The organism is Ramlibacter sp. PS3R-8 (assembly GCF_037572435.1).
Taxonomy (GTDB): domain Bacteria; phylum Pseudomonadota; class Gammaproteobacteria; order Burkholderiales; family Burkholderiaceae_C; genus Ramlibacter.
In genome coordinates this window covers 1-24,532 of record NZ_JBBHGT010000006.1, presented here as the reverse complement: position 1 = coordinate 24,532, position 24,532 = coordinate 1, and the positions used below count along the sequence as shown (strand labels likewise).

Below are 24,532 nucleotides of genomic sequence, written 5' to 3'. Positions count from 1 at the left end.
CCGACATCCGACGCGGGGGATCGAAGGGAAAAAGCCCGCGCGAGCGGGCTTTTCGATTGGGGGTCGCTACAATCACAGCAAGATTCGTGCCTTTATGAACCACATCCTCCCTTCCATTTCGCTGCTGCTGGCCCTTGCCCTGGCCGGCACGCCGGCCGGCGCCGAAAAGGCCGACCGCACCAAGCCGATGAACGTGGAAGCCGACTCGCTGAAGTATGACGACCTGCGCCAGACCAGCGTGTTCAGCGGCAAGGTGGTGGTCACCAAGGGGTCCATCATCATCCGCGGCGCCCGCGTCGCGGTGCGGCAGGACCCCGAGGGGTTCCAGTTCGGCACCGTGACGGCCGAGCCCGGCAAGCGCGCCTTCTTCCGGCAAAAGCGCGACGGCGCGGATGAATTCATCGAGGGCGAGGCCGAAACCATCGAATACGACGGCCGCGCCGACCGCGTGAAGTTCGTCGGGCGCGCCGAGATGCGCCGGCTGCGCGGCGAGACGGTGAATGACGAGACCAGTGGCTCCGTCATCACCTATGACAACAGCAACGACCAGTTCAGCGTGGACGGCAGCGCCGCCGCGGGCGGCTCGCCGGCCAACGCGGGTGGCCGCGTGCGCGCCACCATCGCGCCGCGCAGCTCGGCCTCCGCACCGGCGGCACCGGCGCCGTCCGGCCCGACACCGCGCCTGCGGTCCTCCACCACGCTGCCGCCGGAGAGCCGTTGATGGGTGACGCCGAGACCTTGCACGCGCAACCGCCGGTGGCCGCGTCGGCCAGCCGGCTGGAAGTGCGCCACCTGCGCAAGTCGTACGGCGGCCGCAAGGTGGTGCAGGACGTCTCGCTGGCCGTCGCCAATGGCGAGGTGGTCGGACTGCTCGGGCCCAACGGGGCAGGCAAGACGACGTCCTTCTACATGATCGTGGGCCTGGTGCGCGCGGACGGCGGCGAGATCTCCATCGACGGCCGGCCGGTGGAGCACATGCCGATCCATCGCCGCTCGCGCCTGGGCCTGTCGTACCTGCCGCAGGAAGCTTCGATCTTCCGCAAGCTGAACGTGCAGGACAACGTGCGCGCGGTGCTGGAACTGCAGCGCAACGCGGATGGCTCGTCGCTGGCGCGGCCCGAGATCGAGCGGCGCCTGACCGCGCTGCTGCAGGACCTGCGGGTGGAGCACCTGCGCGATTCGCCGGCGGTGGCGCTTTCCGGAGGTGAACGCCGCCGGGTCGAGATCGCGCGCGCCCTCGCGACCCAGCCGCGCTTCATCCTGCTGGACGAGCCCTTCGCCGGCATCGACCCGATCGCCGTCATCGAGATCCAGCGCATCATCAGCTTCCTCAAGTCGCGCGGCATCGGCGTGCTCATCACCGACCACAACGTGCGCGAGACGCTCGGCATCTGTGACCACGCATACATCATCAGCGAAGGTTCGGTGCTGGCGCAGGGCACCCCTGCCGACATCGTGAACAACGCCGACGTGCGCCGGGTCTATCTCGGCGAGCACTTCCGCATGTAGGACGTCCGCCGGCAGTATGAAACAGGGGCTCTCCCTTCGCGTTTCCCAGCACCTCGCGCTGACTCCCCAACTGCAGCAGTCGATCCGGCTGTTGCAGTTGTCCACCCTCGAGCTGGGCCAGGAGATCCAGCAGATGCTGGACGAAAACCCGTTCCTCGACGTGCTGGGCGACGACCACGCGGAGGAGTTCGGGCCGGCGGCATCGGACGCGCCGGGGCCGGCGTCGGAAGCGGAACCCGGCTTCGAGCCGCTGGCCAACGGGCACGACGCCGCGCCTGCATCCGCCAGCGAGGCCGAGCCGTCCGCGGACCCGGCTGACTATGGCGACGACGCCGCGCCCAATTGGGAGAGCGACGGCAACACCGAGACCGTGCCGGACGACGGCGAGTGGGGCGGCGAAGCGCCGGCGGCGCGCCGCAACGACAACGGCGACGGCGAGGTCGATGCGACGGAGCTGGCGCGCGGCAACGAGTCCCTGCCTTCCTGGCTGCACCGGCAGGCGCTGTCACTGCGCCTGGACGAAGTGGACCGCGCCGCGCTGCGCTTCCTGATCGAGTCGCTGAACGACGACGGCTATCTGGAGGACTCGCTGGATGCGCTCGCTGCGAGCCTGGCGCCCGGCGACCTGGCGCAGCAGGAGGAGCTGCAGCACCGCTTCACGATGGCGCTGCGCCTGCTGCAGCGGATGGACCCGCCCGGCGTCGGCGCGCGCAGCCTGGCCGAGTGCCTGCTGCTGCAGCTGCGGGCCATGGCGGAGGAAACTCCGGACGACACGGCGTGCTGCGCGGCGATCAAGGTGTGCCAGCACCCGATGGACCTGCTGGCCAAGCGCGACGTCAAGCGGCTGGCAGCGCTGACCGGCGAAGTGGAGCCCAACGTGAAGGCGGCGATCGGCCTGATCACGCGGCTGGAGCCCAAGCCGGGCCGCCGCTTCATCGACGTCGAGCGCAACATCGTCGTGCCCGACGTGCTGGTGACGCAGGTCGGCCGCGGCGCCCGGGTCCACTTCCGGGTGATGCTCAATCCGGACGTCATGCCGCGCCTGCGCGTGCACGACGTCTACGCCGGCGCGCTGAAGGCGCACAAGGGCGAAGGCCACCAGGCGCTGCAGCAGCGCCTGCAGGAGGCGCGCTGGTTCATCAAGAACATCCAGCAGCGGTTCGACACCATCCTTCGCGTGTCCTCCGCCATCGTCGAGCGCCAGCGCAACTTCTTCGTGCACGGCGAGCTGGCGATGCGGCCCCTGGTCCTGCGCGAGATCGCGGACGAACTGGGCCTGCACGAGTCGACGATCTCCCGGGTGACGACGGCCAAGTACATGTCGACGCCGTTCGGCACCTTCGAGCTGAAATACTTCTTCGGCTCGGCCCTGGGCACCGAGACCGGCGGCAATGCGTCGAGCACGGCCGTGCGCGCGCTGATCAAGCAGTTCGTCGCCGCCGAAAGCAACAAGAAGCCGTTGTCGGACAGCCAGATTTCCGAGATGCTCAAGGAGCAGGGCATCGAATGCGCGCGGCGCACCGTGGCCAAGTACCGCGACGCCCTGCGCATCGCCCCCGCCAACCTGCGCAAGGAACTGTGAACACTCTCCCCCTTTTCCTGCCCTGCGCCGCCGGCGTCGAGGCGTGGCTCGCCGACGAGGTGCAGCGCATCACCGGCACGGCCGCCGAGACGCTGCGCGGTGGCGTGCGCGTGCGCGCCGACTGGGAGGCGATGCAGCGGCTGAACCTGCACTCCCGCCTGGCCCAGCGCGTGCTCGTGCAGGTCGGCCACCAGCCCTACCGCGCGGAAGACGACCTCTACGCGGCCGCTGCGGGCGTGCCCTGGGAGGAGTGGTTCACGCCTCGCGAGACCTTCAAGATCGAGCTCACCGCCCACCAGAGCCCGCTCAAGAGCCTGAACTTCGCGGCGCTGAAGATCAAGGATGCGGTGGCGGACCGCTTTCGCGAACGCGGCGGGGTGCGCCCCGACGTCGACACCCAGTGGCCCGCCGCGCGCGTGTTCGCCCACCTGTCGGCCGACGAGGTGACGCTCTACATGGACACGTCGGGCGAACCCCTGTTCAAGCGCGGCTGGCGCGAGGACAAGGGCGAGGCGCCGCTGAAGGAAACGCTGGCCGCGGCCGTGATCGCCGCCAGCGGATGGGACGCGGCCACGCCGCTGTACGACCCGTGCTGCGGCAGCGGCACCATCGCCATCGAGGCCGCGCAGATCGCCTGCAACATCGCGCCCGGCCTGATGCGGCGCTTCGGGTTCGAGCGCCTGCGGGCCTATTCGGCAACAGGTTGGGGTGCGTTGAAGGCCGAAGCCCAGGCGGCCCGCCGCGCGCCGACGGCGCCGGTGTTCGGCAGCGACGTGGCGTTCCGGATGGTCGACTTCGCGCAGCGCAACGCCGAGCGCGCCGGTGTCGGCGACGCCGTGCAATTGCGCGGCGGCGATGCACTGCAACGGATGCCGCCGAGCGAAACTCCGGGCGTCATGCTGCTGAATCCGCCCTACGGCGAGCGGATCGAGGCCGCGGGGGTCGCCGGGCGCGGCCGCGGCGGCCGCGAGCAGGCGCAGATGGAAAATGCAGGCGACTTCTTCACGCAACTGGCCTCGCACTGGAAGAAGAACTATGCCGGGTGGACCGCGTGGGTGCTGTCGCCCGACGCCAAGCTGCCCGGCCGCATGCGGCTGAAAGAATCGCGTCGCATCCCGATGTGGAACGGGCCGATCGAGTGCCGGCTGTTCCGGTTCGACATGGTGGCGGGTTCCGCCCGCGCCGCCCGGGGTGGTCCAGATGCAGTTGGTGATTGACACCAACGTGGTGCTGGACCTGCTGGTGTTCGGCGATCCCGGTGCGAGTCAGCTGCAACAAGGCCTGCAGTCCGGTGCCCTGCGCTGGCTGGCCACCGCCGCCATGCGCGAGGAGCTGGCGCGCGTCCTCGCCTATCCCAAGCTCGCTCCCCGGGTCGCCTTTCACCGCGGCAGTGCCGACAGCGTGCTGCGGGACTTCGACCGCCACGCGCAACTGGTCGAGGCGCCGCCCAAGGCCGGGGTGACCTGCGGCGACCCCGACGACCAGAAATTCATCGACCTCGCGGTGGCGCACCGCTGTCTCCTGCTGAGCAAGGACGACGAAGTGCTGCGGATGCGCAAGCGCCTGGCCGGGTTGCATGTGACCGCGGCGGCCCTGCTGCCTTCGTAGGCACCGGAAATGCCCGGCGGCGAGCCGGCGTACTACAGCGCAGGTAGGAAGAAGGCAGCGCGTGTCCCGCCCGCCTCCGACAGGGCCGCGCCCTGGCACGGGAGATGCTCCATTCATCCAAGGAACATCCACGTGACCCACGACGACACCCTCGAAGATCGCAAGGCCCGACTGGTTCGCAACCTGCTCGCCCTGCGCATGGTGTTGGCGATGGACCAGATGCAGACCGGGCGCTGGAGCGATCGCATCGAGGAGATCGACCAGGAACTGGGCACCCTGGGTCACGACATGAAGTCCACGGCGGCCTGCGCGGCCGAAGGCCTGCGGCGCACCTTCCTGTTGCCGCGGTTGGTGAACCGCCGCAACCGCAGCGGCCACCGGCCCCGCGTCAGCTCGCAGGGTTGAGCAGCTCCAGCAGCCGCCGCAAGGCGTGCTGCACTGTCGCCGTCCGCACCGCGGCCCGATCCCCGGCGAACCGGCGCGTTTCGCTGGTCAGCCGGCCGTCCACCTGGAACCCGAACCACACCGTGCCCACCGGCTTGTCCGGGCTGCCGCCCGACGGGCCCGCGACGCCGGTGACTGCGACGCTGGCCTGCGCCAGCGAGTGGCGGATGGCGCCGAACGCCATGGCGCGCGCCACCACTTCGCTCACCGCGCCGTGCTGCGCGATCAAGGCGGCGTCCACCCCCAGCGAATCCACCTTGGCCTCGTTCGAATAGGTCACGAAGCCGCGCTCGAACCAGTTGCTGGAGCCGGCCAGGTCGGTGCAGGCGGCAGAGATCATGCCGCCGGTGCAGCTTTCCGCGGTGGCCAGCTTCCAGCCGCGTGCCAGCAGGGCCTGCGCCAGTTGTGCGCACAGCTGCGAAGTCGTCGCGTCGCTCATCCCCAATGCCTCCAGAACGCCAGCGCCAGCAGCGTGCAGAACGCAGCCACCAGGTCGTCCATCATGATGCCGAAACCGCCCGCCCAACCGTGGCCCTTGAAGTGCCGGTCGGCCCAGCCCACCGGGCCCGGCTTGGCCATGTCGAGCACCCGGAACAGCACGAAGGCCGCCGCCTGCGCCGGCCACGCGGCCGGCATCAGCACCCACAGCACGATCCAGAAGCAGGCGACTTCGTCCCAGACGATGGCCCCGGGATCGGCGATACGCATGTTGCGGGCCGTGATGGTGCAGGCCCACCAGCCCACCGGCACCGACAGCGCCACGATGGTGCCCAACAGCCAGGGGCTCAACCAGTGCTGCATCGCGACATAGGCCACCCAGGCCCAGAGCGTGCCGCTGGTGCCCGGTGCGAACGGCGCCAGGCCCGAGCCGAACCCCAGGGCGACCAGGTGCGCCGGATGCGAGAACATGAAGCGCACCGAGGGCCGCCGTGGGGGCGACAAGGCAGGCTCGGCGAGGGCGGCGTCTGGCATCACCCGCGATGGTAGCGGGGCGTCCCTCACTGGCAGCGGCCGAAGCGCTTGCGGAAATTGCGCGGCTCCAGCGCGCCCGGGGTCGACCACAGGCCGGCGCGTTCCGCCCGGGCCTGCTGCTCTTGCTTGGCGTACGGGCCGGGCTTGTCGCGAAAACCCACGGACCACGCATAGCCGTGCCGGACCATCCAGCCCCCGACATCCTGCTGGCGCAGTTCGACGCGGGCGAGGACGCGGTCGTAATCGTCGGTGCCGCGGGTGCGCACGCGCACCGGTTCGTTGAGCACGCGGCGGGCCAGGGCCTGCTTGGATTCCGCGCCGAAACGCTGGCAACCCTCCGGCGCGTCGAGGTCGAGCAGCCGGATCTCCACCGGCGCGCCCCCCGCGGCGGGGCGCACCCACAGCGTGTCGCCGTCGGTGACGTGGGTGACGGTGCCGCGAAAAACGGCGGCGTGGGCCGCCGCGGCGCCACAGCAGGCAAGCAGGAGCAGCCAGGTGCGCAGGTTCATGGGACCACCTTCCGCGCCACGCGCTGCGGGATTCGCCTTGGGGCGGCCCGGCGGCTCATGGGCCGAAGTGGTCGAAGCCGGCAAAGCGGCGGGCCAGCGTGCGCCCGTCGGCGCCGATCACGCGCAGCCCGGGCTGCGACTCGATCACGCCGATGCGGGTGACCGGTGTGCCCGATCGTGCCGAGGCGGCCTGCACCGCTTCTTGCCGATCCGGGGGCGCGGTGAAGGCGAGCTCATAGTCGTCGCCGCCGGCGAACACCAGCTCCTCGATGCGCTCGCGCTCGATGGCCCAGGCCCCGCGCGCGGCGGCGAGCAGGGTGCACGCGGGCGCGCTGTCCACCGTTGCGCCGACGCCGGACTGTTGCAGCACGTGCCGCAGGTCGCCGAGCAATCCGTCGCTGATGTCGATGGCGGATGTCGCAATGCCCCGCAAGGCCAGCCCGAGGGCGACGCGCGGCTGCGGGGTCTCCAGGCGCAGGCGCGCGGGGTCGAAGACGTCTTGCGGCAACGACACGAGTCCGCGGAAAGCGTCCAGCGCCAGCCGGGCATCACCGAGCGTGCCACTGATCCACAGGTCGTCGCCGGCGCGCGCACCGGAGCGCAGCAGCGCCTGACCCGCCGGCACTTCGCCGAACACGGTGATGTTGATCGCCAGCGGCCCGCGCGTGGTGTCGCCGCCCACCAGTTCGCAGGCGTGCGCGTCCGCCAGCGCCAGCAGGCCGGCGGAAAACGCCGCGAGCCAGGGCTCGTCCACCCGCGGCAGGGCGAGTGACAGGGTGAAGGCAAGCGGCTCGGCGCCGCAGGCGGCCAGGTCGCTGAGGTTGACGGCCAGCGCCTTGTGGCCCAGGCGCGCCGGATCCACCGTCGACAGGAAATGCCGGCCTTCGATCAGCAGGTCGGTGGAGACGGCGAGTTGCATGCCGGCGCGCGGCTGCAGCAACGCGCAGTCGTCGCCTACGCCCAGCGGACTGCGCCGCGCTGGGCGGGTGAAGTAACGCGCGATCAGGTCGAACTCGCCCATCATCACCCCCGGGCCCGGCCGCGAAAACGCTCCGCACCCTGCCGCACCATCTCGGCCAGCAAGCGCTCGCGGCCCTGGGTCTCGCGCAGCCAGCGCGCGTCGTTCACGCTGTTCCGCGCGGACTCGCGCAGCGACTCCACCGCGGCATCGGCGCCGAGCGTGCGGGCGTGCGGCGCCACCTTGTCCAGCGTTTGCAGGATGTGCTCGCGCAAGGGCAGGTGCTGGCCGCTTTCGGGCTCGACGTACACCGCCTCCAGCCCGAAGCGGCAGGCCTGGAAGCGGTTGTAGGTGTAGACCATGTAGTCGTCTTCCTGGGGTGCGAAGGGCTGCTCGGCGATGAACCAGGCCGCCAGCGACTGCACGAAACCCGCGAGGGCAGCGGCCCGCTCGATGGTGAGCGGCGTGTCGAACACCCGGATCTCGATCGTGCCGTATTCCGGCTTGGGCCGGATGTCCCAGTAGAAGTCCTTCATGCTCTTGACCACGCCGGTGCGCGTGGTCTTGGCGAACCAGTGGCCGAACTCGTCCCAGCTCAAGGTGAAGGGAGCGCGGCCGGACATGGGGAACGCAAACACGGAGTTCAGGCGGGCCGAATCGAACTGCGTGTCCTGTCCCTGCACGAAGGGCGAGCTCGCCGACAGCGCGATGAAGTGCGGGATGTAGCGCGACATGCGGTGCAGCATGAGCAGCGCGCTGTCCGCATCCGGGCAGCCGACGTGCACGTGCTGGCCGAAGATGGTGAACTGCTTGGTGAGGTAGCCGTACAGTTCCGACAGCTGCCGGAAGCGCGGACGGTCGTAGATGCGCTGCTCGTGCCATTGCTGGAACGGGTGCGTGCCGCCCCCGGTGCAGGCGATGTTCAGCTTGTCGGCGCAGCGCACCAGCGCGTCGCGCAGCTGCGAAAGCTCGCCCAGCACCTCCGAGCAGGAGCGGCAGATGCCGGTGGAGATCTCGATCATGCTGGAGGTCATCTCCGGGACGACGGATCCGGGCAACGGGATCTTCGCCATCAGCCGCAGCATCTCGTCCGAGTACGGCGCCAGGTCGTAGTCGTGGGTGTTCACGAGCTGCAGTTCCAGCTCGACGCCGATCGTCAGCGCGGCTGAATGGGCAAAGCTTTCCAGTGCGGGTGCGACCTGGCTATCCACGCACTTCTCCAGACGCCAGGCCGCCAGGCGCCTCCCAGGGCTTGAGGCTTTCCCCGGCGCGGTAGATCGCGAAGGTGGCGATGATGGCGCCGAGGACTTCCATCATCAGGATCGCGGGCAGCGCGATGGTGGCGATGCGCGGCCCGATCGTCATCGACGAGGCGACGAACTGCGACACCAGCAGCAGCGCGATGGACGACATCGGGGACATGGCCGCGGCGGTCCAGATCGCCTGCCGCCAGCTCGTGCCGCTGCCACGGTTGGCCAGCGACACGCCGGCGATCTTGGCCAGTCCGCGGGCGACCACGAATGCGGCCACCAGGCCGGCCACCGCCGGATTCCATTCCGCCTTTGCCGCCACCACCGACACCAGCACGAACATCAGCATCGTCAGCAGCGACGAGGCGGTCCCCAACTGGCGCGGCCAGGCCCAGGGGCGCGGATGCAGCTGCTTGAGCATCAGTCCGCCGATCAGCGCCGCCAGCGGCGCCGAACCGCCGAAGTGCGCGGCCAGCGCCGTGCCCGCCGCCACCAGCGAAATCAGCAGGATGGACGTGTTCTCGCTGGTGGGGCTCATCACGCGCAAGGCCGTGCGCAGCGCCAGCGCCAGCAGCGCGCCGACGATGAACGAGACGCCGAGCACCACCAGGACCGGGTAGAGCGCGGAGAAGAAGCTGGTTTCCTCGCGGTGCAGCGTGCCGGCGCGGGCGCTGACCAGCGTCAGGGCATAGAAGGTGCTGAGCGTCGACAGCACCATGGCCCGTTCGGTCACCGGGCCGGCTGCGCGCGTGTCGGCGATCACGCGGCTGAGCACCGCGGGCGACGCGGCCATCGCGATCAGCGCCACGCCCTCGGCCACCGGCGCGCGCACGTTCAGCCAGCGCATCACGTAGTAGACGACGATGGCGGTCAGCAGGGACTCCAGCAGGCTTTGCAACAGCACCATCGGGTTGTGCCGGAACCAGCGCAGCGCGATGCGGCCTCCCGCTTCGAACAGCACGACGGCCACGCCGAGTTCCAGCAGGAACAGCGTCACGCCTTGCAGGGGCCAGGCCGCGCCGGCAAAACCCAGCAGGCCGGCCAGCGTGCCGACGATGGAATAGCCGACCACCTTGGGCAGGCCCGTGTACCGTTGCAGCAGGTGGCCGGCGGCCGCCGCCAGCGCCAGCAGCAAGGACCACTGCACGGTGGGCAATCCGGCCGACGGCTTGACCCACTCGGCCCAGATCGCCATCACCTCATCCACGTGCGGACCCCGGCGCGCTCAATGCAGCACACGGCGGCTGCCGTCGTTGAGCGCGAAAGCGGGGATCTCCACCTCGAAGCGCTCGCCGTCCTCGGCCACGCAGAAGTAGGTGCCCTGCATGGTGCCGCTGGCGGTGCGCAGGCGGCAGCCGCTGGTGTACTCGAACGCTTCGCCGGGCTTGAGCAGCGGCTGCTGCCCGATGACGCCCAGGCCCTTCACCTCCTCCACCCGGGCCATTTCGTCCGTGATGACCCAGTGGCGCGAGATCAGCTGCGCCGGCACCTCGCCGGAGTTGCGGATGGTGATGGTGTACGCGAAGCTCCACACCCCCTGGTCAGGGGCGGACTGCTCCGGCAGGTAACGGGGATCGACTTCGATCTCGAATGCATAACGGGCCATGGAGGCGAATGCTAACCCCGGCGGGGCCCCTGCAGCGTGGGCGACAATAGGGGGCATGAACCCGCGCACTTTCCGCATCGCACCGTCCATCCTCTCCGCGGACTTCACGCGCCTGGGAGACGAGGTCCGCAACGTCATCGCCGGCGGCGCCGACTGGATCCATTTCGACGTGATGGACAACCATTACGTGCCCAACCTCACCTTCGGGCCGATGATCTGCTCCGCGCTCAAGCCGCATGCGAAGACGGCCGCCGGCGCGCCGGTCCCGATCGACGTCCACCTGATGGTGCAGCCGGTCGATGCGCTGGCGCAGGCGTTCGCGCAGGCCGGCGCCGACTACATCAGCTTCCACCCGGACGCATCGGCGCATGTGCACCGCAGCGTGCAGGCGATCAAGGCGGCGGGCTGCAAGGCGGGGCTGGTGTTCAATCCGGCGGCGTCCCTGGACGTGCTGGACTGGGTGATCGACGACATCGACCTGGTGCTGGTGATGAGCGTGAACCCCGGATTCGGCGGCCAGGGCTTCATCGACTCGGCGCTGCGCAAGGTGGAACATGCGCGCAAGCGCATCGAGTCCAGCGGCCGCGACATCCGGCTCGAGGTGGACGGCGGCATCAAGGTGGACAACATCGCCCGGGTTGCCGCCGCCGGTGCGGACACCTTCGTGGCCGGCAGCGCGATTTTCGGCAAGCCGGACTATCGCGGCGTCATCGACGCCATGCGCGCGCAGCTGCGCGGCTAGCGGCCCTTGCGGACGCGCTGGTAAGTGGCGTCCAGTTCGGCACCCTTGGTGGTGTCCGTCTTTCCCGCTTCGACGTCGTCGTGCGCGATCTGGCCCATGCGGCGCGCACTCTGGTTGTCGGCCGCCTGGCTGTCCGCGGATTCGTCGCGCTCGTTCGGCGTGCGTGCCTTGGGCGCCTGGTCCTCGCCCTGCGCCGACTCGGTGTTGCCGCGCGAGGGCGGCGGCGGCGAATGACGTTCTTCCTTCATGCGGGTCATGCGAATCTCCTTGGGGAACATGGTGGCCGGGCGGCGCCGTCCCGCCGGTAGGACGCAACCGCGCGAACCGGGTGTTTGCACGCCAGCCGGCTTCCCATGCGGCCGTGGGACCGCTCCTACGGCGCATGGCGGCGTTGCCGTACAAACGCGCCCGCTGAAGGGCTACGGTCGGTCCCGCTGAGGCTTGTTCCAATGCGGGACGCACCGCGCGGCGTTGCAAGCCGGTCACCCCAGGAGTCATACATGGCCTCTTCCCGCACGGAGGGCTCACGCAAATCCAAACCCGGCGACGCTGTCGCCAGCCGCCAGAAGCAACTGGAGTCCTTTACCCAGGGGCCTGAAAACCTGCTCACCACGAACCAGGGCGTGGTGCTTCCCGACAACCACAATTCGCTCAAGGCCGGGGTGCGCGGGCCGAGCCTGCTGGAAGACTTCGTCCTGCGGGAAAAGCTCAGCCACTTCGCCCACGAGCGCATTCCGGAACGCGTGGTGTACGCGCGCGGCGCGGCGGCGCACGGCTACTTCGAGCTGACGCGGCCCCTGGTGGAGTACACCAAGGCCGACTTCCTGCAGGAGGTGGGCAGCCGCACGCCGGTGTTCGTGCGCTTTTCCAGCGTCATCGGTTCGCGCGGTTCGGCCGACACGGTGCGCGACGTCCGCGGCTTCGCAGTGAAGTTCTACACGCGCGAAGGCAACTACGACCTGGTGGGCAACAACATCCCGGTGTTCTTCGTCCAGGATGCGATGAAGTTCCCGGACCTGGTGCACGCGATCAAGCCGGAACCGCACCACGACATGCCCCAGGCCTCCAGCGCCCATGACACCTTCTGGGACTTCGTGTCGCTGATGCCCGAGAGCTCGCACATGCTGATGTGGCTGATGTCGGACCGGGCGATCCCGCGCAGCTACCGGATGATGGAGGGCTTCGGCGTCCATACCTTTCGCCTCGTCAACGCGCGCAGCGTCTGTCATTACGTCAAGTTCCACTGGCGGCCGAAGCTGGGCAAGCATGCCCTGGCATGGGACGAGGCGCAGAAGATCGCGGGCAAGGACCCGGACTTCCACCGTCGCGACCTGTGGGATGCGATCGACCGCGGCGATTTCCCCGAATGGGAGCTCGGCCTGCAGCTGATCGACGAGGAACGCGCGGCGAAACTCGGCGTCGACCTGCTCGACGCCACCAAGCTGGTCCCCGAAGAGCTGGTGCCGATCCTCACGGTGGGCAAGCTGGTGCTGAACCGCAATCCCGACAACCACTTCAACGAGGTGGAACAGGTGGCGTTCAACCCCGGCCACGTGGTGCCCGGCATCGACCTCACCAACGACCCGCTGCTGCAGGGACGCCTGTTCTCGTATACCGATGCGCAGCTGACGCGGTTGGGCGGACCCAATTCCCATGAGCTGCCCATCAACCGCGCGGTCTGCCCGATGCACAACTTCCAGCGCGGGGGCATGAACCGGGTGACCATCCCGAAGGGCCGCGTGTCGTATGAACCGAACACGCTCGCCAACGGGTCGGAATTCCGGGCGGATGGCGGGGAGCAGGGCTTCCAGAGCCATGCCGAGGAGATCGAGTCACCGAAGATCCGGCGGCGCAGCCCCAGCTTCGACGACCACTACAGCCAGGCCACGCTGTTCTGGAACAGCCAGAGCGCGTGGGAGAAAGAACACATCACCGCCGCCTTCCAGTTCGAGCTGTCGCGGGTGGAGGTGCCGGCCATCCGCCAGCGCATCGTGGACAACCTCGCGCATGTCGATGCCCGGCTCGCACGCAAGGTCGCCGAGCCCCTGGGGATCGGTCCGCCGGACGCCAAGTCGGCTGCCGGACGCGCTGGCTTTCGCGAGCAGCGCGCCAAGCCGCTGATGGAAAGCGCGCCCTCCCTCAGCATGGAGTCACAGGGCGGCCCCATCCACACCCGCCGGGTGGCGGTGGTGATGGCGGCCGGGGTGGAACTGGGCGCGTACAAGGTGATCCAGCAGGCGCTGCACGACGTCGGCGCCACCACGCGGGTGGTGGCCGCCCACCTTGGCGTGATCAATTCGTCATCCGGGCAGCACGTGCCCATCGACCACACCTTCCAGACCATGCCTTCGGTGATGTTCGACGCGGTGCTGGTCCCCGGTGGCGCCGCCAGCGCGCAGGCGCTGATGAAGGATGGCGATGCCGTCCACTTCGTGCTGGAGGCCTACAAGCATTGCAAGCCGCTGTGCCTGATCGGCGAGTCCGCGGAGATCCTGCGCAACGCCGGGCTGGGAGCGCCGGACGCTCCGGCCCCTGCCGGGGTCTTGATCGGCACCAACGAACCCACCACGCGCCTGCAGATGGCGCAGGATTTCATCGCGGCGATGGCCAGGCACAGGCATTGGGGCCGGGCGCTCGTCGAACAGGTCCCTGCCTGAGTTGCGCGTCATGGTGTAGGGAACGTCCTACGCATCAATGTCAGATGATCTGACGGTGTCGGACGGCGACTGACGGCTCAATGGCTGCCTTGGCCGGTTTTCCGGCCGCGAGTGCAGGAGATCGAGCGTGAAAGCCAGCAGCAACTACGAGAAACAGGTCATCCAGTCGCGCATCCTCGGCTGTGGGCGCGGTTTCGCCGTGGTGGATCCGGAGCGGCAGCCTGAAATCGTGCCGGGGTACCGGACGCTTTCCTCCATGCGCGACGAGTCTCCGTCCGGACGCAGCCGCCGGCACGTGCCTCCGGGCTGTTTTTCCGCCCCGCGCGACCCCGGCGACGAGGGTGGCAGCGTTCGCCGCGCACGTTAAGCGCACCGGCCCCCAACGAGCCAGGCTCCGGCCTGGCTTTTTGTTGGGCGCCGCTATGCTGGCGCCATGCGCTCTTCCTCCTCGCCGCTGCGCGCGGCGATCATCGACCTGGACGGCACCCTGGTCGACACCCTCGGCGATTTCACCTATGCAGCGAACGCGATGCTGCGATCGCTGCACCTGCCGGAGGTCGACGCGGGCGTGGTCGAACGCCACATCGGCAAGGGTTCCGAACACCTGATCCAACGTGTGCTGCAGCATGTGGGCGCCCCGGATGCCAGTGATCCGCGGGCCTGGGATGCCTACCAGGCCGCCTACCGCGCATGCAATGGTCGTTGGGCCACGGTGTATCCCGGCGTGGAACAAGGCATCGCGGCGCTGCAGGCTGCCGGCCTGCGGCTGGCCTGCCTGACCAACAAGCCCGGGGAGTTCGCCCGTGATCTGCTGGCGGCCAAGGGGCTGGCGGGATCCTTCGACAGGGTGTTCGGCGGCGATGCCTTCGCACGGAAGAAGCCCGATCCGCTGCCTTTGCTGAAGACCTGCGAGGCCCTGGGCACAGCGCCTGCTTGCACGTTGATGATCGGCGATTCGCGCAACGACGCCGCCGCGGCGCGCGCCGCGGGCTGCCCGGTGGTCCTGGTGACGTACGGCTACAACCACGGCGAGCCGGTGCGCGGCGTGGTGGACGCCGACGGCTACCTTGACTCGCTGGCGGAACTTGGCGGCTGGCTGGCGAGCGTCAGGCCGACTTGCCCAGCAGGCTCTCCTTGAGGCGCCAGTCCGCCGGCGCCGGGCCCAGCCAGATGCGCAGCAGTGCGTTGAAGAACTCCGGCTCCCGGAACGGTTCGCCTTGCTGCACCCCGCGCACGTACACGATGGTGCCGGTGCCCGGCACCCAGTCGATGCTGAAGTTCTCGCCCTGCTGCAGCTTCTTGTGGTCGGTGAAGATCTGGCTCATGCGCATGAGGCCGGGAATCAGGCGCGACATCGAAGCGCGATCCATGTTGTCCTCCACGCCGCGCACGAACAGCTTGCCGAGCTCGCTGGCATCGATGTCGCGCAGCATGACGACCTGCATCCGCTTGGCGCCGGGCAGCGCCAGTGCTTCCTCGGTCGTGGCGGACTTCTTGCCCAGATACAGGCCGGCCGTGTAGACCTTGAAAGGTCCCTTGTAGCGGGTGCCCGCGCCGTTGAGCTGCAAGCGGCTGCCGGCGATGTGCGCCGAGTCTTCATACCGGACGCCGGAGACGGTGATGTCCGCAGCGACGGCCAATGGGAGAGCCAGCAATGCGGCGAGCATGGTGGCGTGCGAGGAGTGGCGGAGGTTCATGGGAAGTCCCTGGAAAAACTGAACGTTCGTGCTTTTTACAAATTGTCGCAGGCCGCCCGGCGTTGGCACAACAGGGGTTTGCTCGGTAAAGGGTGGCGCTTTTGCAATTGACGCGAGCGCCGAAATCCCTTTGCTACACTGTTCGCATGTTCATCCACCGCACGGTGATCACAGGTTGCAGCGACCGGGGAGCCTGGCCCTGGCGCAAGCCTGTTCCAGTGCGTTCCTGACCGCACGGGGCAGCCCGTGCCCCGCGGCCTCACTCGAGGCAAACCCGGTTTTTTTGCGGCATCCCGCGCCGCCGAGCTTGTGGAGGCTCACCCCTTGATCACCGAACTCGAATTCAAGAGCCTTGCGTTGCAGGGCTACAACCGCATTCCGCTCATCGCGGAGGCTTTCGCGGATCTCGAAACGCCGTTGTCGCTGTACCTGAAGCTGGCCCATGCCAAGGGAGGCGGCAAGCTCAGCTTCCTGCTGGAGTCCGTGGTCGGCGGCGAACGCTTCGGCCGCTACAGCTTCATCGGCCTGCCGGCGCGCACGTTCCTGCGCGCGAGCGGCTTCGGCGAAGAGGCCGCCACCGAGGTGGTCACGGATGGCCAGGTGGTCGAAACCGCCGGCGGCAATCCGCTGGACTTCATCGAGGCGTACCAGCAGCGCTTCAAGGTGGCGCTGCGCCCCGGGCTGCCGCGCTTTTGCGGCGGGCTGGCCGGCTACTTCGGCTACGACACCGTGCGCTACATCGAGAAGAAGCTGGAAAAGAGCTGCCCGCCCGACACGATCGGCACGCCGGACATCCTGTTGCTGCAATGCGAGGAACTGGCGGTCATCGACAACCTGTCGGGCAAGCTGTACCTGATCGTTTATGTCGATCCGGGCAAGACCGAGGCGTACACGAACGGCAAGAAGCGCCTGCGCGAACTGAAGGATCAGTTGAAGTATTCGGTGAGCGCGCCGACGGTGCGGCAGACCGAGACCTTCCCGGCGGAGCGCGAGTTCGCGAAAGCCGACTATGTGAAGGCCGTGGAGCGCGCCAAGGAGCTGATCGCGGCCGGCGACTTCATGCAGGTGCAGGTGGGGCAGCGGATCAAGAAGCGCTATACCGAGGCGCCGTTGACGCTGTACCGCGCGCTGCGGTCGCTCAATCCCAGCCCGTACATGTATTTCTACAACTTCACCGGCGCGTCGGCGGGTGGCGGCGACTTCCATGTCGTCGGGGCCTCGCCGGAGATCCTGGTGCGGCAGGAGAACACGCCGGAGGGCCAGAAGATCACCATCCGGCCGCTGGCCGGCACGCGGCCGCGTGGCGCCACGCCGGAAGTGGACAAGGCGGTGGAGCTGGAACTGCTGGCCGATGCGAAGGAGCGCGCCGAGCATGTGATGCTGATCGACCTGGCGCGCAACGACATCGGCCGCATCGCGAAGACCGGGTCGGTGAAAGTGTCGGACGCGTTCGTGATCGAGCGCTACAGCCACGTGATGCACATCGTCAGCAACGTCGAGGGCATCCTCAATGACGGCATGACGAACATGGACGTCCTGCGCGCCACCTTCCCGGCCGGCACGTTGACCGGCGCGCCGAAGGTGCACGCGATGGAGCTGATCGACCAGCTGGAACCGGTCAAGCGCGGCATCTATGGCGGCGCCTGCGGGTATCTCTCGTACGCAGGCGACATGGACGTGGCGATCGCCATCCGCACTGGGATCATCAAGGACCAGACGCTTTACGTGCAGGCGGCGGCGGGAGTGGTGGCTGATTCGGTGCCGGAGCTGGAGTGGAAGGAGACGGAGGCGAAGGCCCGGGCCCTTCTTCGCGCGTCTGAGCTGGTGGAGGAGGGGCTGGAATGAAAAGCCAACATCCGGACGCAGAAGGCGCAGAAGTTACGCAGAAGTCGCAGAAGGAACACCCGATTGAAAATGATTGCTCTCACGCCATCATCGGGGCTGCGGTGGAGGTGCAGCGCGTGCTCGGCGTCGGCTTGCTGGAAAGCGCGTATTCCGCCGCGCTTGCGATCGAGCTTGGGGAACGTGAGATCGGATTTCAGCGCGAGGTCCAGCTGACGGGCCGGTACAAGGGGCGGGACATAGGGCTCACGTACCGGGCCGACTTCATCGTGGAGCAGTCGGTCATTGTGGAAGTGAAGGCGGTCGATGCACTGGCCGACATTCACCGCGCCCAGGTGCTTTCTTACCTTCGACTCTCGGGTCTGAAGCTTGGCCTGCTCCTGAATTTCAACGTTTTCCCGGTCGTGAAAGCCATCCACCGCGTAGTGAACAAACTATGAAAATCTTCATGGATTTCTTCTGCGCCTTCTGCGTAACTTCTGCGCCTTCTGCGTCCGGCTGTCTGGCTTTCAAGGGAGCGGCGCAATGAAGCTTCTCATGGTCGACAACTACGACAGCTTCACCTACAACATCGTCCAGTATTTCGGTGAACTGGGCGCCGACGTAGAAGTGTTCCGCAACGACGAAATCACGATCGATGAGATCGCCGCCCGCAAGCCCGACCGCCTCGTCATCTCGCCCGGACCCTGCTCCCCTGCGGAAGCGGGGATCTCGGTCGAAGCCATCCGCTACTTCGCCGGCAAGCTCCCCATCCTCGGCGTCTGCCTCGGTCACCAGGCCATTGGCGCTGCGCTCGGCGGAAAGATCGTGCGCGCGCAGCAACTGATGCACGGCAAGACCAGCGAGATCACCACCACCCGGGAAGGCGTGTTCGCCGGCCTGCCGGAGCGCTTCACCGTCAACCGCTACCACTCGCTCGCGATCGAACGCAAAAGCTGTCCGCCCGAGCTGAAGGTGACGGCCTGGACGCCCGACGGCGAGATCATGGGCGTGCGCCACCAGACGCTGGCCATCGAAGGCGTCCAGTTCCACCCCGAGTCCATCCTCACCGAGCATGGCCACGCGATGCTGAAGAACTTCCTGGAGCAGAAGTGACATGAAAGCCATCGACCTGCGCAGCGACACCGTCACCCAGCCCACCGCGGACATGCGCGCCGCCATGATGGCGTCCCCGCTGGGCGACGACGTGTTCGGCGACGACCCCAGCGTCAACGCATTGCAGGAAAAGATCGCGGCCATGCTCGGCTTCGAGGCCGCGCTGTTCGTTCCCACCGGGACGCAGAGCAACCTGTGCGCGGTGCTGTCGCACTGCCAGCGCGGCGATGAATACATCGTCGGCCAGATGCAGCACGCCTACCGGTGGGAGGGTGGTGGGGCCGCGGTGTTCGGCAGCGTGCAGCCCCAGCCGCTGGACCACCAGCCGGACGGCACGCTCGCCGTGGCGGACATCGCCGCGGCGATCAAGCCGGACGATCCGCACTTCGCCCGCAGCCGCCTGCTTTCCCTGGAGAACACGCTCGGCGGCAAGGTGCTGCCGCTGGCCTACCTGCAGGAAGCGACGACCTTCGCGCGGTCGAAGGGCCTGTCCACCCACCTCGACGGCGCCCGCTTGTTCAACGCCGCCGTGGCGCAGGCCGCCGCCAACGGCAGCGATGCGCGGGCCGAGGCGCGCCGCATCGCGGGGCTGTTCGACAGTGTCTCGGTGTGCTTCAGCAAGGGCCTGGGTGCACCGATCGGCTCCGCCCTGTGCGGCAGCCGGGAGTTGATCGGCCGCGCGCGCCGCATCCGCAAGATGGCGGGCGGGGGCATGCGCCAGTCCGGCATGCTGGCGGCCGCGGCGACGTTTGCGCTGGACCACCATATCGAGCGGCTGGCGCAGGACCACGCCCTGGCGCGGCGACTGGCGGAAGGCCTGGCCGGTATCGAAGGCCTGCGGGTCGAGCCGCCCCACACCAACATCCTGTTCGTCGACCTGACGGGGCCGGCGCGGGAAAAATCCGCCGGGCTGGTCGACGCCCTCGCGCGCGAAGGTGTGCTGGCCACCGGCCTGTACCGCCTGCGCTTCGTCACGCACCTGGACGTCGACGCAGCGGGTGTCGACCGCGCCGTCGCGGCCGTCCGCTCCTGCTTCCAGGGCTGAGGGCAGGGCCATGCCGGACGCGCAGCACCTTGCCTTGTTCATCGCCGCCGGGTTGCTGCTGAACCTGACGCCGGGGCCGGACGTGCTCTACATCGTCAGCAACGCGTTGCGCAGCGGCACGCGCGCCGGCGTCGTCGCCGGCCTGGGCGTCACGGCCGGATGCTTCGTGCACGTGTTCGCCGCGGCGGTCGGGGTGAGTGCCTTGCTGGCGGCGTCGGCGACGGCGTTCACGGTATTGAAGTGGGCCGGGGCGGGGTACCTGGTGTGGGTGGGGGTGAAGTTGTTGTTTGCGAAGGCGCCGGCGCAGGTGCCGGGGTTCGCGTTGCGAAACCCGGCCTACGAGCCGGCGGACCTGTGGGCGGTCTTCCGTGGCGGCTTCCTGACCAATGTGCTGAACCCCAAGGTCGCGATCTTTTTCCTGGCGTTCGTGCCGCAGTTCATCGCGCCGGAGACCGAGCACAAGGCGCTGGCCTTCGTGCTGCTCGGCACCCTGTTCAACATCAACAGCGTGGCGGTCAACTCCGCATGGGCGGCCGGCGCGGGCTGGATGGCCCGCCATGGCGCCGTGCAGCGCGGCATGCACTGGCTTGACCGCACGGCAGGCGCCATGTTCATCGCATTTGGCTTGCGGCTGGCGGTGGCCGACAATCCCAACCGATAAGTTCCGAGGAGCAGACATGTCGATCACCCCCCAGGAAGCGTTGCAGCGCACCATCGAGCACCGCGAGATCTTCCACGACGAGATGCTGCACGTGATGCGGCTGATCATGAGCGGCGAGCTGTCGCCGGTCATGACCGCGTCGCTCATCACCGGACTGCGCGTGAAGAAGGAAACGATCGGCGAGATCACCGCCGCCGCGCAGGTGATGCGCGAGTTCTCCACCAAGGTGAACGTGGCGGACAAGACGCACCTGCTGGACATCGTGGGCACCGGAGGCGACGGTTCGCACACCTTCAACATTTCGACCTGCTCGATGTTCGTCGCGGCGGCGGCCGGCGCCAAGGTCAGCAAGCATGGCGGGCGCAGCGTCTCCAGCAAGAGCGGCAGCGCCGACGTGCTGGAAGCGATGGGCGTGAACATCCACCTGTCGCCGGAGGCGATCGCCAGGTGCATCCAGGAAACGGGCATCGGCTTCATGTTCGCGCCCAACCACCATCCGGCGATGAAGAACGTGGCGCCGGTGCGCAAGGAGCTGGGCGTGCGCACCATCTTCAACATCCTCGGTCCCCTCACCAATCCCGCCAGCGCCCCGAACATCCTGATGGGCGTCTTCCACCCCGACCTGGTCGGCATCCAGGTCCGCGCGCTGCAACGCCTCGGCGCCGAGCACGCGCTGGTGGTGTACGGCCGCGATGGCATGGACGAAGTGAGCCTGGGCGCCGCGACCATGGTGGGCGAGCTGCGCAACGGCGAGATCCGCGAGTACGAGATCCACCCGGAGGACTTCGGCCTGCCCATGGCGAGCAACCGTGCCTTCAAGGTCGAGACGCCGCAGGAGTCGCTGGCCATGATGCGGCAGGTGCTGGACAACCAGCCGGGCGCCGCCCGCGACATCGTCATCCTCAACGCCGGAGCGGCGCTCTATGCCGCCAACGTGGCGCCCGACATTCCGCAAGGCATCGCCAAGGCCACGGCCGCCATCGTTTCGGGCGCCGCGCATGCCAGGCTGGAGCAACTGGTGAGCGTGTCCAAGCGCCTGGCGACGTGACCATGGCGGACATCCTGGACCAGATCGTCGCGGTCAAGCACGAGGAGATCGCGGCGGCGAAGAAGAAGAGGCCGCTGGCGATCGTGCGCGAGGACGCCTTCAGCCGCGTGCTCACGCGCGACTTCGAGGCGGCCCTGCGCGCCAAGGTGGCCGCGGGCCGGCCCGCCGTGATCGCGGAAGTGAAGAAGGCCAGCCCCAGCAAGGGTGTGCTGCGCGAGGACTTCATCCCGGCCGACATCGCGCAGAGTTATGCGGAACATGGCGCTGCCTGCCTGTCCGTGCTGACGGACCGCCAGTTCTTCCAGGGCAGCAGCGACTTCCTCAAGCAGGCGCGCGCCTCCTGCGACCTGCCGGTGCTGCGCAAGGACTTCATCGTGGACGCCTACCAGGTGTACGAGTCGCGGTCGATGGGCGCGGACTGCATCCTGCTGATCGCCGCCTGCCTGTCGGACGCCCAGATGGCCGAGCTCGAGGGCGTTGCGCGCAGCCTGGACATGGCCGTGCTGGTGGAAGTGCACGACGCGGCGGAGCTGCAGCGCGCCTTGAAGCTGAAGACGCGTCTCATCGGTGTGAACAACCGCAACCTGCGCACCTTCGAGGTGAGCCTGGAGACCACGCTGGCGATGCTGAAGGACGTGCCGGGCGACCGCCTGCTGGTGACCGAGTCGGGCATCCAGGCCCGCGAGGACGTGCAGCGCATGCGCGCCGCCGGAGTCCACGTCTTCCTGGTCGGAGAGGCGTTCATGCGGGCCAAGGAACCCGGCGAGGCGCTGGCCGCATTGTTCGAGGCGTGAAGTGGCGGGCCAGCAGGAGCTCGGGTTCGGCAGCGATGCAGGAGGGGGGAAAGTCGGAGCCCTCACGCGCTCGCTGGCCGAGGCCTGGACTGACCTGCCGGCCGAATGGCTGGCCCTGTGCGAGGGTCTGGAAGCACAGGCCCAGGCGGTGGCGCAACGCGTCGATGAAGATGCCAGGACCGCCGCGGTGGGTCCTGCGCGGCCCTTCCTTGCCTTCGAACTGGTCAAGCCGCAGGACGTGCGGCTGCTGATCCTCGGCCAGGATCCGTATCCGACCCCGGGGGACGCTTGCGGGCTGGCCTTTTCGTCGCTGCAGCGCATTCCGCCGTCGATGCGCAACGTCTACAAGGCCTTCGAGGCGCACCTGCCCGGCTTCACCCGTCCGAAAGTTGCCAACCTGGAACACTGGGCGGCGCAGGGCGTACTGCTGCTGAACACCGCGCTGACCGTGCGGCTGGGCGAGATCGGCAGCCACTTGGGCGTTGGCTGGCAAGCGTGGACGACGGGCGTGCTGCGCGCTCTGTACCGCGATCGGCTCGCATCCGGTCGGCCGGTTCCGGTCGCGTGGCTCTGGGGCCGGCCCGCCCAGGTGTTCTTCGACACGATGGCCGAAGGCCTGGCGCTTCCGGCCGACCGCGTCCTGCGGGCGCGCCATCCGTCCAACGACTTCAAGCAGGAGTTCGCCGGGCAAGCCGCCACGCAGCTTGCGCAGCTGCAGGTCCTGCTGGATCCTCCGATCCGCTGGTAGGGCTAGGCGCCACGCTGCCGCAGCAGCCTGGCCAGCCAAGGGCGGAAGCCACGGCCGATGGAGCGCATGCCGCCGTGCGGCGGATGCGGCAACTCCATGCGGGTGTCGTCCAGGTAGTCCCGGCGGATGTCCACGGTCGAATGGCGACCCACAGCTTCGAAATGCTGCTGCATCCAGCCCCGACCGGAGACGCGCCCGGCTTCGAACAGGCGGGTGATCATCGCGCCGTCGGCGGATGCGCGGCTGGACGTCGGGAACGACTCGAGCGCGGCGCCTCCGTCGACGCGGTGCACGCGAACGCTCTTGCAGCGGGCGTGGGACACGCTGCCTTCCTCGACCAGCCGGTTGACGAAGTCGATCATGCGCATCTGGGTCAGCAGGCTGGCGTTGAAGGTGAGCTCGTTGACGCGGTCCACGATTTCGGCCGGCTTCTTGGGCGTTTGCTGCCGCGCCAGGGGATTGATCTGCACCAGCATGAGGTCGGCCGTGCGGCATTCGCTCACCAGCGGCGAAAGCGCGGGGTTGACCGAGTAGCCGCCGTCCCAGTAAGCCTCGCCGTCGATCTCGACTGCCTGGAACAGCATCGGCAGGCACGCCGACGCCAGCACCGCCTGGGCATCGAGCTGCTTGCCGGTGAAGACGACCGCCTTGCCCGTCGTGACATGCGTGGCCGACACGAAGACCTTCAGCTCGCGGTGCGCCGCGATCGCCTTGAAGTCGATCTCCTCGTCGAGCATGTTCCGCAGCGGATTGATGTCCAGTGGATTGCTCTGGTAGGGGGACAGCAGCCGGCTCCAGGCATTGCCGATCATGTTGCCCGGCGACAGCTCGGGGGGCAGGCCGCCCCACAGCATGCGCATGAACTGCTGCTGCAAGGCTCCGAGGCTGCCCAGTGCGCTGACGCGGTCCCAGATGCCTGCGAGTTTCTCGCGCGCCCCTTCGCGCGGGTCGCGGCCCGCCGCCTCCGCCTTGGCCCAGCCGCTGGCCAGCGCGACGGCGTTGACCGCCCCCGCGCTGGTGCCGCTGAGGCCTTCGATACCGATGCGGCCGTCCTCCAGCAAGGCGTCGAGCACGCCCCAGGTGAAGGCGCCGTGGGAACCACCGCCCTGAAGGGCCAGGTTAAGCATGCGCATGGGTCACCATAGCAACATCCGTGCGCCACTTCCGCGATACCCCTGCGAGCGTCAGGCTCCTCTCAGGCGCGTCGGTTTGCACGCCGCGGGGTGGCGTCTTTGGCGGATCGATCGTGCTATAGTCTGAGGCTCGCCGGAGGGGTGCCCGAGTGGCTAAAGGGGGCAGACTGTAAATCTGTTGGCTTACGCCTACGCTGGTTCGAATCCAGCCTCCTCCACCAGGTTTGTTCGTTCGAAAAATCCTGGGCGTTGGTGAAACGGTTGAGTGGTTGGCGCCGGGAAGTCCGCGCAGGGTCTCGTGAGCAAGCACTAGGCGGGTGTAGTTCAATGGTAGAACCTTAGCCTTCCAAGCTAATGACGCGGGTTCGATTCCCGCCACCCGCTCCAGTCAACCGTCTTGCCGGCGAAATGAATTCGCCCTTGTGGCTCAGTGGCAGAGCACTCCCTTGGTAAGGGAGAGGTCGCGGGTCCGATTCCCGCCAAGGGCACCAGTCAATCGTTAGATCGTTACTTTTTTCGGAGTCGAAAAAATGGCAAAAGGCAAATTCGAGCGGACCAAGCCGCACGTCAACGTGGGCACCATCGGTCACGTGGACCACGGCAAGACGACCCTGACGGCGGCGATCACCACG

Annotated in this window: 29 protein-coding genes and 3 tRNA genes; 22 read left to right on the top strand and 10 right to left on the bottom strand. The window is 68.2% G+C overall.

From position 1 onward, the window contains the following. Positions 1–94 precede the first annotated feature (94 nt). From lptA to WG902_RS18450, 6 genes are all read left to right on the top strand, one after another. A complete protein-coding gene (gene lptA, locus WG902_RS18475; RefSeq protein ID WP_340061668.1) occupies positions 95–721 on the top strand; it encodes a lipopolysaccharide transport periplasmic protein LptA in 627 nt (208 codons plus the stop codon). Next, positions 721–1,509 carry an LPS export ABC transporter ATP-binding protein gene (gene lptB, locus WG902_RS18470; RefSeq protein ID WP_340061667.1) on the top strand — a complete coding sequence of 263 codons (789 nt, stop codon included), beginning with the start codon at positions 721–723 and terminating at the stop codon, positions 1,507–1,509. Before lptA ends, lptB begins: the two co-directional genes overlap by 1 nt. A 16-nt stretch (positions 1,510–1,525) precedes the next feature. Continuing rightward, positions 1,526–3,091: an RNA polymerase factor sigma-54 gene (gene rpoN, locus WG902_RS18465; protein WP_340061666.1), complete on the top strand. Its 1,566-nt coding sequence runs from the start codon at positions 1,526–1,528 to the stop codon at positions 3,089–3,091. Beyond that, the gene (locus tag WG902_RS18460) at positions 3,088–4,308 is read left to right on the top strand and encodes a THUMP domain-containing class I SAM-dependent RNA methyltransferase (RefSeq protein ID WP_340061665.1); all 1,221 of its coding nucleotides are present in this window, start codon (positions 3,088–3,090) and stop codon (positions 4,306–4,308) included. Before rpoN ends, WG902_RS18460 begins: the two co-directional genes overlap by 4 nt. Next, entirely contained in the window at positions 4,292–4,699 is a 408-nt protein-coding gene (locus tag WG902_RS18455) for a putative toxin-antitoxin system toxin component, PIN family (protein WP_340061663.1), read from the top strand. Before WG902_RS18460 ends, WG902_RS18455 begins: the two co-directional genes overlap by 17 nt. Before the next feature lie 132 nt (positions 4,700–4,831). Further along, the gene (locus WG902_RS18450; protein WP_340061662.1) at positions 4,832–5,104 is read left to right on the top strand and encodes a hypothetical protein; all 273 of its coding nucleotides are present in this window, start codon (positions 4,832–4,834) and stop codon (positions 5,102–5,104) included. Here the strand turns inward: WG902_RS18450 and WG902_RS18445 are convergent. Genes WG902_RS18445 through apaG form a run of 7 tightly spaced genes read right to left on the bottom strand, consistent with a single transcriptional unit; the run spans position 5,088 to position 10,438 of the window. Then, positions 5,088–5,582, bottom strand: a complete 495-nt coding sequence (locus tag WG902_RS18445) for a CinA family protein (RefSeq protein WP_340061661.1) — start codon at positions 5,580–5,582, stop codon at positions 5,088–5,090. The genes WG902_RS18450 and WG902_RS18445 overlap by 17 nt on opposite strands. Beyond that, positions 5,579–6,115 carry a phosphatidylglycerophosphatase A family protein gene (locus tag WG902_RS18440; RefSeq protein WP_340061660.1) on the bottom strand — a complete coding sequence of 179 codons (537 nt, stop codon included), beginning with the start codon at positions 6,113–6,115 and terminating at the stop codon, positions 5,579–5,581. The genes WG902_RS18445 and WG902_RS18440 overlap by 4 nt, the downstream gene beginning before the upstream one ends. A gap of 26 nt (positions 6,116–6,141) precedes the next feature. After that, the gene (locus tag WG902_RS18435; protein WP_340061659.1) at positions 6,142–6,624 is read right to left on the bottom strand and encodes a thermonuclease family protein; all 483 of its coding nucleotides are present in this window, start codon (positions 6,622–6,624) and stop codon (positions 6,142–6,144) included. Between the two features lie 55 nt (positions 6,625–6,679). Next, entirely contained in the window at positions 6,680–7,645 is a 966-nt protein-coding gene (gene thiL, locus WG902_RS18430; protein WP_340061658.1) for a thiamine-phosphate kinase, read from the bottom strand. Positions 7,646–7,647: 2 nt separating this feature from the next. Next, positions 7,648–8,793, bottom strand: coding sequence for a YbdK family carboxylate-amine ligase (locus WG902_RS18425; RefSeq protein ID WP_340061657.1), 1,146 nt, complete (start codon positions 8,791–8,793; stop codon positions 7,648–7,650). Continuing rightward, positions 8,786–10,039 (bottom strand): cation:proton antiporter, encoded by a 1,254-nt coding sequence (locus WG902_RS18420; protein WP_340061655.1) that lies wholly within the window; start codon positions 10,037–10,039, stop codon positions 8,786–8,788. Before WG902_RS18420 ends, WG902_RS18425 begins: the two co-directional genes overlap by 8 nt. Positions 10,040–10,057: 18 nt before the next feature. Next, a complete protein-coding gene (apaG, locus tag WG902_RS18415) occupies positions 10,058–10,438 on the bottom strand; it encodes a Co2+/Mg2+ efflux protein ApaG (RefSeq protein ID WP_340061654.1) in 381 nt (126 codons plus the stop codon). A 55-nt stretch (positions 10,439–10,493) separates the two neighbouring features. On the opposite strand from apaG, the gene rpe reads away from it, so the two are divergent. Next, positions 10,494–11,180, top strand: coding sequence for a ribulose-phosphate 3-epimerase (gene rpe, locus WG902_RS18410; RefSeq protein ID WP_340061653.1), 687 nt, complete (start codon positions 10,494–10,496; stop codon positions 11,178–11,180). Here the strand turns inward: rpe and WG902_RS18405 are convergent. After that, positions 11,177–11,437 carry a hypothetical protein gene (locus WG902_RS18405; RefSeq protein WP_340061651.1) on the bottom strand — a complete coding sequence of 87 codons (261 nt, stop codon included), beginning with the start codon at positions 11,435–11,437 and terminating at the stop codon, positions 11,177–11,179. The genes rpe and WG902_RS18405 overlap by 4 nt on opposite strands. A gap of 243 nt (positions 11,438–11,680) precedes the next feature. On the opposite strand from WG902_RS18405, the gene WG902_RS18400 reads away from it, so the two are divergent. The 3 genes from WG902_RS18400 to gph all read left to right on the top strand — a co-directional run bounded on the left by WG902_RS18400 (position 11,681) and on the right by gph (position 14,975). Further along, on the top strand, positions 11,681–13,837 hold the full coding sequence (locus WG902_RS18400) for a catalase (protein ID WP_340061650.1): 2,157 nt from the start codon (positions 11,681–11,683) through the stop codon (positions 13,835–13,837). A gap of 127 nt (positions 13,838–13,964) precedes the next feature. Then, a complete protein-coding gene (locus WG902_RS18395) occupies positions 13,965–14,204 on the top strand; it encodes a hypothetical protein (RefSeq protein ID WP_340061648.1) in 240 nt (79 codons plus the stop codon). Between the two features lie 66 nt (positions 14,205–14,270). Beyond that, a complete protein-coding gene (gene gph / locus WG902_RS18390; RefSeq protein ID WP_340061647.1) occupies positions 14,271–14,975 on the top strand; it encodes a phosphoglycolate phosphatase in 705 nt (234 codons plus the stop codon). Here the strand turns inward: gph and WG902_RS18385 are convergent. Beyond that, the gene (locus WG902_RS18385; RefSeq protein WP_340061646.1) at positions 14,944–15,534 is read right to left on the bottom strand and encodes a chalcone isomerase family protein; all 591 of its coding nucleotides are present in this window, start codon (positions 15,532–15,534) and stop codon (positions 14,944–14,946) included. The genes gph and WG902_RS18385 overlap by 32 nt on opposite strands. Positions 15,535–15,858: 324 nt before the next feature. Between WG902_RS18385 and trpE the strand changes: the two genes are divergently transcribed. The 8 genes from trpE (at position 15,859) to WG902_RS18345 (ending at position 22,767) form a co-directional block, all read left to right on the top strand. Then, entirely contained in the window at positions 15,859–17,379 is a 1,521-nt protein-coding gene (gene trpE, locus WG902_RS18380; protein WP_340061644.1) for an anthranilate synthase component I, read from the top strand. Beyond that, entirely contained in the window at positions 17,376–17,816 is a 441-nt protein-coding gene (locus tag WG902_RS18375) for a GxxExxY protein (RefSeq protein WP_340061643.1), read from the top strand. The genes trpE and WG902_RS18375 overlap by 4 nt, the downstream gene beginning before the upstream one ends. 85 nt (positions 17,817–17,901) lie before the next feature. Further along, entirely contained in the window at positions 17,902–18,471 is a 570-nt protein-coding gene (locus WG902_RS18370) for an anthranilate synthase component II (protein ID WP_340061641.1), read from the top strand. A 1-nt stretch (position 18,472) separates the two neighbouring features. Next, positions 18,473–19,516, top strand: coding sequence for a low-specificity L-threonine aldolase (gene ltaE, locus WG902_RS18365; RefSeq protein WP_340061639.1), 1,044 nt, complete (start codon positions 18,473–18,475; stop codon positions 19,514–19,516). Between the two features lie 10 nt (positions 19,517–19,526). Then, positions 19,527–20,177: a LysE family translocator gene (locus WG902_RS18360; protein WP_340061637.1), complete on the top strand. Its 651-nt coding sequence runs from the start codon at positions 19,527–19,529 to the stop codon at positions 20,175–20,177. Positions 20,178–20,193: 16 nt separating this feature from the next. Then, positions 20,194–21,225, top strand: coding sequence for an anthranilate phosphoribosyltransferase (trpD, locus tag WG902_RS18355; protein ID WP_340061636.1), 1,032 nt, complete (start codon positions 20,194–20,196; stop codon positions 21,223–21,225). A 2-nt stretch (positions 21,226–21,227) separates the two neighbouring features. Then, a complete protein-coding gene (gene trpC, locus WG902_RS18350) occupies positions 21,228–22,019 on the top strand; it encodes an indole-3-glycerol phosphate synthase TrpC (protein ID WP_340061635.1) in 792 nt (263 codons plus the stop codon). A 1-nt stretch (position 22,020) separates the two neighbouring features. Next, positions 22,021–22,767 carry a uracil-DNA glycosylase gene (locus tag WG902_RS18345; protein ID WP_340061634.1) on the top strand — a complete coding sequence of 249 codons (747 nt, stop codon included), beginning with the start codon at positions 22,021–22,023 and terminating at the stop codon, positions 22,765–22,767. A 2-nt stretch (positions 22,768–22,769) separates the two neighbouring features. Here WG902_RS18345 and WG902_RS18340 read toward each other — a convergent pair whose 3' ends face one another. Continuing rightward, on the bottom strand, positions 22,770–23,900 hold the full coding sequence (locus WG902_RS18340; RefSeq protein WP_340061632.1) for a patatin-like phospholipase family protein: 1,131 nt from the start codon (positions 23,898–23,900) through the stop codon (positions 22,770–22,772). A gap of 135 nt (positions 23,901–24,035) precedes the next feature. Here WG902_RS18340 and WG902_RS18335 point away from each other — a divergent pair. The 4 genes from WG902_RS18335 to WG902_RS18320 all read left to right on the top strand — a co-directional run. Next, a tRNA-Tyr gene (locus WG902_RS18335) sits at positions 24,036–24,121 on the top strand. Between the two features lie 92 nt (positions 24,122–24,213). Then, positions 24,214–24,287 (top strand) — tRNA-Gly (locus WG902_RS18330). 29 nt (positions 24,288–24,316) lie between these two features. After that, positions 24,317–24,391 (top strand) — tRNA-Thr (locus WG902_RS18325). Positions 24,392–24,430: 39 nt separating this feature from the next. Then, on the top strand, positions 24,431–24,532 hold a 102-nt coding region (locus WG902_RS18320; protein ID WP_033456734.1), incomplete at its 3' end, for a GTP-binding protein.

Excerpts from the sequence above, each read along its gene's own strand:
- WG902_RS18440 (WP_340061660.1), bottom strand. The coding sequence starts at position 6,115 with ATGCCAGACGCCGCCCTCGCCGAGCCTGCCTTGTCGCCCCCACGGCGG.
- trpD (WP_340061636.1), top strand. The coding sequence starts at position 20,194 with ATGTCGATCACCCCCCAGGAAGCGTTGCAGCGCACCATCGAGCACCGC.
- gph (WP_340061647.1), top strand. The coding sequence starts at position 14,271 with ATGCGCTCTTCCTCCTCGCCGCTGCGCGCGGCGATCATCGACCTGGAC.
- WG902_RS18370 (WP_340061641.1), top strand. The coding sequence starts at position 17,902 with ATGAAGCTTCTCATGGTCGACAACTACGACAGCTTCACCTACAACATC.
- lptB (WP_340061667.1), top strand. The coding sequence starts at position 721 with ATGGGTGACGCCGAGACCTTGCACGCGCAACCGCCGGTGGCCGCGTCG.
- WG902_RS18455 (WP_340061663.1), top strand. The coding sequence starts at position 4,292 with ATGCAGTTGGTGATTGACACCAACGTGGTGCTGGACCTGCTGGTGTTC.
- lptA (WP_340061668.1), top strand. The coding sequence starts at position 95 with ATGAACCACATCCTCCCTTCCATTTCGCTGCTGCTGGCCCTTGCCCTG.
- WG902_RS18435 (WP_340061659.1), bottom strand. The coding sequence starts at position 6,624 with ATGAACCTGCGCACCTGGCTGCTCCTGCTTGCCTGCTGTGGCGCCGCG.
- rpe (WP_340061653.1), top strand. The coding sequence starts at position 10,494 with ATGAACCCGCGCACTTTCCGCATCGCACCGTCCATCCTCTCCGCGGAC.
- WG902_RS18385 (WP_340061646.1), bottom strand. The coding sequence starts at position 15,534 with ATGAACCTCCGCCACTCCTCGCACGCCACCATGCTCGCCGCATTGCTG.
- WG902_RS18360 (WP_340061637.1), top strand. The coding sequence starts at position 19,527 with ATGCCGGACGCGCAGCACCTTGCCTTGTTCATCGCCGCCGGGTTGCTG.
- WG902_RS18405 (WP_340061651.1), bottom strand. The coding sequence starts at position 11,437 with ATGACCCGCATGAAGGAAGAACGTCATTCGCCGCCGCCGCCCTCGCGC.
- WG902_RS18445 (WP_340061661.1), bottom strand. The coding sequence starts at position 5,582 with ATGAGCGACGCGACGACTTCGCAGCTGTGCGCACAACTGGCGCAGGCC.
- thiL (WP_340061658.1), bottom strand. The coding sequence starts at position 7,645 with ATGGGCGAGTTCGACCTGATCGCGCGTTACTTCACCCGCCCAGCGCGG.
- WG902_RS18340 (WP_340061632.1), bottom strand. The coding sequence starts at position 23,900 with ATGCGCATGCTTAACCTGGCCCTTCAGGGCGGTGGTTCCCACGGCGCC.
- trpC (WP_340061635.1), top strand. The coding sequence starts at position 21,228 with ATGGCGGACATCCTGGACCAGATCGTCGCGGTCAAGCACGAGGAGATC.
- WG902_RS18375 (WP_340061643.1), top strand. The coding sequence starts at position 17,376 with ATGAAAAGCCAACATCCGGACGCAGAAGGCGCAGAAGTTACGCAGAAG.
- ltaE (WP_340061639.1), top strand. The coding sequence starts at position 18,473 with ATGAAAGCCATCGACCTGCGCAGCGACACCGTCACCCAGCCCACCGCG.
- WG902_RS18400 (WP_340061650.1), top strand. The coding sequence starts at position 11,681 with ATGGCCTCTTCCCGCACGGAGGGCTCACGCAAATCCAAACCCGGCGAC.
- rpoN (WP_340061666.1), top strand. The coding sequence starts at position 1,526 with ATGAAACAGGGGCTCTCCCTTCGCGTTTCCCAGCACCTCGCGCTGACT.
- apaG (WP_340061654.1), bottom strand. The coding sequence starts at position 10,438 with ATGGCCCGTTATGCATTCGAGATCGAAGTCGATCCCCGTTACCTGCCG.